Annotated in this window: 9 protein-coding genes; 4 read left to right on the top strand and 5 right to left on the bottom strand. The window is 73.6% G+C overall.

Going from position 1 to position 8,331, the window contains the following annotated elements; all coding sequences use genetic code 11:
• Positions 1-319 precede the first annotated feature (319 nt).
• Positions 320-832 (top strand): DoxX family protein, encoded by a 513-nt coding sequence (locus D471_RS0117960; RefSeq protein ID WP_017599896.1) that lies wholly within the window; start codon positions 320-322, stop codon positions 830-832.
• On the opposite strand, the gene D471_RS0117955 is transcribed toward D471_RS0117960, so the two are convergent.
• Entirely contained in the window at positions 794-1,606 is an 813-nt protein-coding gene (locus tag D471_RS0117955) for a hypothetical protein (protein WP_026127834.1), read from the bottom strand. The two genes, D471_RS0117960 and D471_RS0117955, sit on opposite strands and share 39 nt — an antisense overlap.
• A 1,223-nt stretch (positions 1,607-2,829) precedes the next feature.
• Between D471_RS0117955 and D471_RS0117945 the strand changes: the two genes are divergently transcribed.
• Positions 2,830-3,567 (top strand): SDR family NAD(P)-dependent oxidoreductase, encoded by a 738-nt coding sequence (locus D471_RS0117945; protein ID WP_017599895.1) that lies wholly within the window; start codon positions 2,830-2,832, stop codon positions 3,565-3,567.
• Between the two features lie 123 nt (positions 3,568-3,690).
• Here D471_RS0117945 and D471_RS0117940 read toward each other — a convergent pair whose 3' ends face one another.
• Both D471_RS0117940 and D471_RS0117935 read right to left on the bottom strand, forming a co-directional pair.
• Entirely contained in the window at positions 3,691-4,959 is a 1,269-nt protein-coding gene (locus D471_RS0117940; RefSeq protein WP_017599894.1) for a DUF5685 family protein, read from the bottom strand.
• 179 nt (positions 4,960-5,138) lie between these two features.
• Positions 5,139-5,363, bottom strand: coding sequence for a hypothetical protein (locus D471_RS0117935; protein ID WP_017599893.1), 225 nt, complete (start codon positions 5,361-5,363; stop codon positions 5,139-5,141).
• 233 nt (positions 5,364-5,596) lie between these two features.
• Here D471_RS0117935 and D471_RS0117930 point away from each other — a divergent pair, with 233 nt between their 5' ends.
• Complete coding sequence (locus tag D471_RS0117930) at positions 5,597-6,424, top strand: metallophosphoesterase family protein (RefSeq protein ID WP_017599892.1); 828 nt, start codon at positions 5,597-5,599, stop codon at positions 6,422-6,424.
• A gap of 29 nt (positions 6,425-6,453) precedes the next feature.
• Here D471_RS0117930 and D471_RS0117925 read toward each other — a convergent pair whose 3' ends face one another.
• Positions 6,454-6,762, bottom strand: a complete 309-nt coding sequence (locus D471_RS0117925) for a VOC family protein (RefSeq protein WP_017599891.1) — start codon at positions 6,760-6,762, stop codon at positions 6,454-6,456.
• A gap of 108 nt (positions 6,763-6,870) precedes the next feature.
• A complete protein-coding gene (locus D471_RS0117920) occupies positions 6,871-7,512 on the bottom strand; it encodes a pyridoxamine 5'-phosphate oxidase family protein (protein WP_017599890.1) in 642 nt (213 codons plus the stop codon).
• A gap of 34 nt (positions 7,513-7,546) precedes the next feature.
• Here D471_RS0117920 and D471_RS0117915 point away from each other — a divergent pair.
• On the top strand, positions 7,547-8,331 hold a 785-nt coding region (locus D471_RS0117915), incomplete at its 3' end, for an aminotransferase-like domain-containing protein (protein ID WP_152486360.1).

The raw sequence follows: 8,331 nt of genomic DNA, 5'->3' as shown, positions 1-8,331 counted from the left end.
GGTGTGGCCGGCTCCCGCGTCGAATCATCGGCTTCTCGGTCCTGAAGGGCCGAGCTTGCGGGCCGCCCGCCCGGCTGCCGGGTCGACCTCCAGCTCCCAGGAGCCTCCGGGAGTCACCAGGGGCGGAGGGCCGCCGCCCCGCCTCCTGCGCCTCCCGGTCTCCGCAGGGCCATGACGTGGGAAGCGTCGCGGTCCGCCCGGCGGCCGACGCCACCACATCTTTCCATTGACAAGTTACCCTCTCGCAGGGGTATCTTGCCATTGGCAAGTCCTCCCCCGTGAAGCAATCTTTCCACTGGAAAGTTTAGAAGGAGCCACCGTGGAACCCCTCATCACCCTTGTCGGCGTCACCCTGGTCCTGGGGATCTGCGGAGCTCTCGGCGTGCGTCGGCTGCGTCCGTGGCCGGTCGCCCTGCGCGGCGGGCTGGCGGCGATGTTCGCGCTCACCGGCACGGTCCACTTCGTCGGAATGCGCGAGGAACTCGTCGCGATGGTCCCGCCCGCGCTGCCCGCGCCGGGTCTGCTGGTCACCGTGACCGGTGTCCTGGAACTCGTCGGCGCCGCCGCGTTGCTGTGGACTCGGACCGCACCCTGGTCGGCCGCCGGCCTCACCGTCCTGCTCCTGGCGATGTTCCCCGCCAACGTCCACCTGGCGCTGTCCGGCGCCGACCTGGCGGCGCACCAGGAACTCGTCCCGCGCACCGCGCTGCAGGCGGTGTTCCTGGCCGCGACCGTCACCGTCGCGGCCACACACCTGCACCGCGCTCGGCGGCCGAGCCCCGACACCGACGGGTCAGGTGTCGGTGGTGAGGGAGTGCGCCCAGTCCAGTAGTCTGCGGCGCCTGGCCCGCGCCGGGAGCTCCACCACCGGCCAGTGGTGTCCGGCGGAGGCGGTCGGGGTGTCGGCCGCATCGGCGCAGAGCCGGGCGTCGGACCGGCAGGCGCCACGCCGAGGGCCGGTGTCGTCGGCTTCCACGCACGTGTCGAGGCCACCCCACGACGCTGGGGTGCCCGCGTCCTCGAACAGCAGGGCCGCGGCCTGCTCCAGTTCACCGTCGCCGAAACGGCCCCCGCCCCCGCGCACGTACCCGGCGAGCGCCCTGCCCAAGGGGCTGAGCGCACCCTGGGCGGCCACCCCCATCAGTTCCGCCTCGTACAGGGAGTGGACGAACGCCTCGACCACGGCTCCGGAGTCCCCGGCGGCCGGTCGGTACCACAACGCCGACCGGACCAGCCAGAACAGCCCGGGCGGCAGACTCTGGTCCCGGTCCTCGACGAGCCCGGCGGACAGCAGCGGACCGGACGTGACCCCGCTCCCCAACCCCTCGGGGAGGGCGCCCAGCGCCAGGACCAGGGCGGACCGCAGCGCGGTCGCTCCCGGCAGTGTCTGCGTCCCGGGGATGCCCGCCTCCGAGCCGTCCGGACCCCAGGTCGGCACCCCCGGAAGCCGCAGCCACGCCTCCAGAAGCGGGGCGACCCGCTTCGGCGGCTCGACGCTCCTCCAAGCCGGAGCCCAGTCGGCCGTGGTGATCCGGCGTCCGTCACGTACGAGCAGCCCGGCCTCGTGGGCGGTCTCCACCCACAGCCGGGCCTCGGCGTCACCCACGCCCAGCGCCCGNNNGCGCCGGGGGGAGCCGGTCGCGGTCCCCGGCGCTGACGCCGACCACCCGGCGCAGGACCAGGGGCCGGGCCGCGATCTCCTCGACCAGCCGGTCGACCGCGTCCAGTGCCGCGCTGACCGCCGCCCTCGCCTGGTCCACCACGGCGGTCGGGTCAGTGGGGAGCCCCACGGGCTCGGGTGGTGACGGGGCGAAGGGGAGAGGCCCGCTCTCCCGAACCGTCGCGGCCACCTCGCGCGGCGGCATGGCCCTGGCCGGCCCGACCGGCACCAGGAGTCCGCGTTCGGCCAGCCAGTCGGTGTCCGGGTCGCCCGACCCCTCCGGACGGATCCGGTAACGCGACCGGCCATCCTCCTCGAAGCAGTCCGTGGCCAGGACCCTTCCCCTGGCCGCGAGCTGCCGTAGCAGAGTGACGGCCCCCTCCGGGGCGGTGTCGAGCAGCGCGCGCACCTGGTCGGGGTCGGTCAGACGCGCGACGATCGCCCGCCTCACCACGGCGGGCTCCCGTGTGGGGTCGGCACCGAGCGCCAGGGCGACCCGGTGCAGCTCCGTGGCGGCCAGGACCTCGGTGAAGGCGGAGAAGACCCGTGGCCCCCACCGGTGGACGCCGAACGCCTCCACCAACCCCAGGGCGAGGTGGTAGCGGTCATCACCGGCGGGCCAGACGAGGGCACGCCCCTCCAACTCGCTGAGCGCCGCCTCGGCCGCGCGCCGAGCGGTGCCGTGCCAGGTGCCGATCCGGGCGAGGAGTTCGGCACGGTGCAGCGGTAGGGCGGTGGAGCCACCGGAGCGGCGCGGCCTCCTTCCGAGGCGCCGGGAGGCGGCCTCGGTCTTGGCGGTGACGTCCGCCGCCGCGACGAGCAGGTCGCACTGCGCCGCGGTCAGCGCGTCGAACACCCCGGTGCGGGCCACCGCGCTCGCCGCGTACGGCAGCAGGTCCCGCCGGGCGTCCTCCTCCACTCCCTCCACGAGCTCACCGAGGATGTCGGCGACCCGATCGATCGGCATCGATCTGAGATGCTCCCTGAGCGCAGTGAGACGATCCATGTACGCAACGCTAGTACCCCGCGCCACCGCTGGGGGCCGAACGGGGCGGAGCGGAACACCTGGGGCGTCCGGGTTCCGCGACCCGAACGGCTAGGGTGTCCGACATGTCACGTCATGGGATGAAACGCCGGTACTACTCAGTGATCCCCGCGAGGGAGGCCGCGTGAGGAGGAACGTCCTGGTCACCGGAGCCTCGCGAGGCATCGGCAGGGCGATCGCCCTGGCCTTCGCCGAACAGGGGGACCGGGTGGTCGTGCACTGCGGGAACCGTCGGACCGAGGCGCGGGCCACACTGGAACGGCTGCCCGGGGAGGGACACGTCCTCGTCCAGGCCGACCTCTCCGCCCCTGACGGGGCCGCGTCCCTGGTGGAGCAGGCGATCGAGCGCACCGACGGGGTCGGCGTCCTGGTGAACAACGCCGCGCTCAACCCGGCGCACCCGATCGCTTCGGTCTCCTTCGACGCGTGGCGGACGGCCTGGCGTTCGGTCATGGACGTGAACGTCTTCGGTGCGGCCGACGTCAGCTACCTCGTCGCCCGGCACATGATCGACCGGGGCACGCGCGGGCACATCGTCAACGTCGGCTCCCGGGGCGCCTACCGGGGTGAGCCCGACCACCCCGCCTACGGAGCGAGCAAGGCGGCCCTGCACTCCCTCGGCCAGTCACTGGCGGTCGCGCTGGCCCCGCACGGCATCAGCGTCGCCTCGGTGGCTCCGGGCTTCGTCGAGACCGAGCGCGTCGCCGACCGCCTCACCGACGCGGTCCGCGCGGACAGCCCGTTCGGCCGCGTGGCCGAGCCCCGCGAGGTCGCCAACGCCGTGCGCTACCTGGCCTCCCCCGAGGCTGTGTGGAGTTCGGGCGCGATCCTGGACGTCAACGGCGCCTCCCACCTGCGCTGAGGCGGCCCGGGCCCGTGACCCGGACCGCGGTCGGCCCTGCGCGCCCCGCTTCCCGACCCCGCTGTCGGAACGGGGCGGGCCGTGGCCGGATCCGGCCACGGATCCGTGGCGTCGGTCACAGTGTCAACAGTCACAGCAGGTGCAGCAGTTACAGCAGGTGCAGCATTCGCAGAGGCCGCACCAGGATTCGCGCGGTTTGCCCGACCACGGCCCGGGGTGGGGGTCCCGGCAGCAGAACTGACAGGTGCAGCACATGAACAGCGCGACCGCGCACCCCGGCAGGACGCCGCGTCCGCGGGGCGGGTGCGACCACGCGGGGGTGTCGCACGAGCAGGATCCGCAGCACCCCTTCCTGTCGGACGACCCGCCGGAACCGTGGTTCCCGCCGGAACCGCCACCGTCCCCGGTCCAGCCGTGGTCCCCTCCGCCGGCGGAGAAGTGGTCGCCTCCGCCATGGCGCGGCCGCTGGTTCGGGTGCCCGTGGCGGGGGTGCCGGTACGGCTGGTGGCCGTGGGCGGGATGTCCCTGCCCGGGGTACCCGGCGTGGACGAAGGAACGATCGACGGCACGGCGCAGTTCTCGCACAAGGAGCGCGCGCACCAGGCGGTCGTCGGTGAACTCCGCCTCGTCCAAGGCCAGCCGGACGCCCAGGACGGCGTCGTCGCACAACTCACGGGCTCGGGCGAGCCCGGTCCCGGTGGCCGTGAGCGGGTTCCAGGCGCCCTTGTCCGCGTCCTCCTCGCGGTCCTCGACGGCGTCCAACAGGTGCGCGAGGCGGCCGAACAGGCGTCCCGCCTCACGCAACGGTTCGGTGTTGGCCGGGCGTCCCGCCAGAGCCGCGGTATGGGCGAACGCCGTGCCGGTGGCCTCCTCCGTGGGACGGGTCACCGTCAGAACGTCGGTGCCCGGTCCCGCCGCGAGCTCGACCTCGCGCTGTCGCCCGACCACCGCCACCAGCCCGGAGCCGTCGAACCCGAGCCGCTCACCCGACGCCTGTGCGCCACGCCGCCAGCGCTCGGCCACCCGCCCGGCGAACGCTCGCACGCCGCGTCGGGCGTAGGAGCCGTCGCCGTCCTCGATGTGGTCGGTGATCTTGGCCGAGGCCAACAGCAACGACACCGACGCCGCCAGGTGCGCGCCGGAGCCGTCGGCGACCTCGGCGCCGCGCATCCCGCGCAGGGGGCAGGGACCGGCCGCGCGGGTGCTCGCGCACTCCTCGGACTGGGCCGCCGCCAGGACCGACACCACCAGTCCGTCGTAGTTCGTGGCGATCCGCGAGGTCTGCCCGTGATCGTCCCTCAAGGCCAGGCACAACCCGCACATGTGGGACATCCACTCCTCGGCGAGTCCGTCGGACAGGGTGTGCCGACAGGGACGCAGGATTCCGAACACGGGCCGCTACCTCATCTCGTGCCACCGCGGGCGGCGACGCGCCCGTGGTCTCGTACGTGCGATGAGGTTGGACCCCCGAGTCCGGCACCAGGTTCCCGACCGGCCCCGACTTTCCGGTCCCGGTCCGGCGGCGACCGGAGGGCNNGGCCCACGCCCCGCCGCTCCCTCGGGCTCGGCGGTTACCGGACCTCGCCGTCGATCCGCTTGCACTCCTGCAGTGTCACGGTGTCCTTGTCCAGGGCCTCCGAGCAGGTGGCGGCGCAGATCAGCAGGCCCCAGAACGAGTCCGTCGCCCCGCAGCGGACCTTGACCGGCTCATCCGGGGTCTGGGCGTAGGCCACCCCCGGGACCAGTCCGACCACGACCGCGAGCGCGACGGTCCACAGCGTTTTCCGAACGGACATGCCTTCTCCTTACGAAAGCCGACTCGACGCAACTGTCGGAGACCAGCCAATGACACGGAGCCACGATCCTCGGGAAGGCGCACCAAAGCCATACGCAATCGTGTCCTCCGTACCGTCACCAAACGTGACGAAAGGGGCCGCACGCCCTCACCGGCGGGCCACCCGCCCCGTGCCCGCCACGGGACCGCTGCGTAGGGTGGACGCCGTCCACGTACGCGGGGAGGGACGACAGTATGAGCCTGGTCGCCATCAGCGACCTCCACGTCCGGCACGGGGAGAACCGCGCCTTCACCGAGGCGCTGCGGCCGGAGTCCGACGACGACTGGCTCCTGGTCGCCGGTGACGTCGCCGAGACCGCCGACGACATCCTGTGGGCCATGGAACTGCTGAGCAAGAGGTTCTCCACGGTGGTGTGGGTTCCCGGAAACCACGACCTGTGGACGGTGCCCACCGATCCCGTCCGACTGCGCGGCCTGGCCCGCTACGAGTACCTCGTGCGTGCCCTGCGCGACCTGGGCGTGCACACCCCCGAGGACCCCTACCCGGTCTGGGAGGGTCCCGACGGCCCGGTCGTCGTCGCTCCCCTGTTCCTCCTCTACGACCACACCTTCCGCCCCGAGGGAACACGCACCAAGGAGGAGGCCCTGGCGGTCGCCCACGACGCCGGGGTGGTGTGCACGGACGAGTACCTGCTGCACCCGGACCCCTATCCCGGCCGCGACGCCTGGTGCCGCGCCAGGCTCGACTACACCCGCGGGCGCCTGGACGCCCTCCCCCAGGGCGCCCCCACGGTGCTCGTCAACCACTGGCCGATGGTGCGCGAACCCACGCGCGTCCTGCGCTATCCCGAGTTCGCCCAGTGGTGCGGCACGGAGGAGACCGCCGACTGGCACGTGCGCTACCGGGCCCGCGCCGTCGTCTACGGGCACCTGCACATCCCCCGCACCATCGTCGTGGACGGCGTGCCCCACATCGAGGTGTCCCTCGGTTACCCCCGTGAGTGGGGTCCCCGGCCCGCGCCCCCGGAGGGCCCGCGCCGGGTGCTGCCCCTCCCCCGCTGACCGCCCGGGTGTGTCGCCCGACCGGTGGGTCAGGTCGCCTGAACGTCGACCTTGCGGCCGTCGGGGTCGGTGAGCACATGGCGTCCGGGCGCGAGCGGCGGTCGGGCCGAGGCGCCGTCGACGCTCACGCCCAGCCGGACGGTGCCGGTGGGCCGGTCGCGGACGGGATAGATCTCGAACACGGTGCCGTCGTCGAGCACGGCGGCGTGGTGCCTTGGGCCCCGGCCGTGCTGTTCGAGCTCGAAGCGCAGCCCCAGGGCGGAGTAGAAGTCGCGGCACTCCTCCACGCGCTCGGTGTAGAGCACCAGGAGGGTGATGCGTGCGCTCGACGTCGCCATGGGGCTCCTTCACGGGTCGCCGGTCGGACACCGGCCAACCTATCCGTGCCCCGTCGGCGCCGTGCGGGCGGGCGGCGCGCCACCGGGGGCGGAGAGAGCGGCGTCCGCTCAGGCCGGGTCGGGCCGGTGCGCGACGTGGTCCGGCGCCTCCAGGCCGGGCGCGAGCGCGGGGTCGGGCTCGGGCTTGCCGAAGACCTGCCGCACCGGCAGGACGCCCGCCCACACCGGCAGCGTGTAGTCCTCCTCGTCGTCGGCGGGCGGCCCGGTCCGCACCTTGACCGAGGCCTCCTCCAGCGACAGCGCCAGCACGCGTGTGGCCGCCATCTCCTTGGCGTTGGGCCGACGGGCCACGTCCCACTGGCCCGGCGCCAGCTGTTCGGTCAGCGCGCGCAGCCCGGCCATCCGCTCGTCCTCATCGGTGACCACACGCGGTGTCCCGTAGATCATGGCGGAGCGGTGGTTGACCGAGTGGTGGAACGTGGAGCGGGCCATGACGATGCCGTCGAGCAGGGTCACGGTGACGCACACCTCTCCCGGGACGCGAAGCGACCGCGCCCCGGTGGACCCGTGCAGGTAGAGGGTGTCGTCGATGCGGCCGTACCCGGTGGGGACCACCATGGGCGCGCCGTTCACGACCACTCCGAGGTGGCAGACCAGTCCGGCGTCCAGGAGGTCGTACAGTTCGGCGCGGTCGGTCCTGGCCTTGTGCTTGGCCCGGCCGAGCCGGGTCCGTTCGGTGGTGGAGAGCATGCTCCTACGCTAGACAGAAGTGGATACCCAGACCATGTCCACTTCTGACCCAAAATGGGAGACCACTGTGGCCCGGCACCTCACCGACCTGCCCATCGACCTGGACCGCGACGCCGCCCCGCCCCTCACCGCACAGTTGGCGGACGCGCTGCGCGAGGGCATGTCGGGGCGCTACCTCCAGCCCGGCGAGCGCCTGCCCGCCAGCCGTGCCCTCGCCGCGCAGCTGGGGGTCAGCCGGACCGTGGTGACCGAGGCCTACCAGCAGCTCTACGCCGAGGGCTGGCTGGAGGGGCGGCACGGGTCCGGCACCTTCGTCGCCGACCACGGCCCACTTCCCGCCGTCGATCCGCCCCCGGTGCGGCCCTTGGCGCCGCGTCTGTCCCGACCGGAGGCCAGACGGCGGGGGATGGTCGACCTCCGGCCGGGAGCCCCCTGGGTGTTCGACATCGACCGCGCCGCCTGGCGCCGGGCCTGGCGGCACGCGGCCGAGGAGCCCTTCGGCGACGACCCCGACCCCCGCGGCCTGCCCCGTCTGCGCGCACTGCTGGCCGAACACCTACGCCGGGCGCGCGGCGTGCGGGTGGGGCCGGAGAACGTCCTGGTCACCCGGGGCACCGGCAACGGCCTCGACCTGGTCGCCGCGACCCTCCTCGGCCCCGGCACGCGCGTGGGGGTGGAGAGCCCCGGCTACGCCAAGGCCCACCGTGTGCTGGGGTCGCGCGGGGCCGAGGTCGTCTCCTGCCCGGTCGACCGCGAGGGGATCCTGACCGACGGTCTTCCTCCCGACCTGTCCGTCGCCTACACGACGCCCGCCCACCA

Origin of the sequence: Nocardiopsis lucentensis DSM 44048 (assembly GCF_000341125.1) — a bacterium.
Classification (GTDB): domain Bacteria; phylum Actinomycetota; class Actinomycetes; order Streptosporangiales; family Streptosporangiaceae; genus Nocardiopsis; species Nocardiopsis lucentensis.
The sequence above is the reverse complement of the archived record's forward strand: the minus strand, read 5'-3'. Positions and strand labels throughout refer to the sequence as shown.

Coding starts and splice junctions, on each gene's coding strand:
- D471_RS0117920 (WP_017599890.1), bottom strand. CDS start 7,512: ATGCTCTCCACCACCGAACGGACCCGGCTCGGCCGGGCCAAGCACAAG.
- D471_RS0117935 (WP_017599893.1), bottom strand. CDS start 5,363: ATGTCCGTTCGGAAAACGCTGTGGACCGTCGCGCTCGCGGTCGTGGTC.
- D471_RS0117930 (WP_017599892.1), top strand. CDS start 5,597: ATGAGCCTGGTCGCCATCAGCGACCTCCACGTCCGGCACGGGGAGAAC.
- D471_RS0117925 (WP_017599891.1), bottom strand. CDS start 6,762: ATGGCGACGTCGAGCGCACGCATCACCCTCCTGGTGCTCTACACCGAG.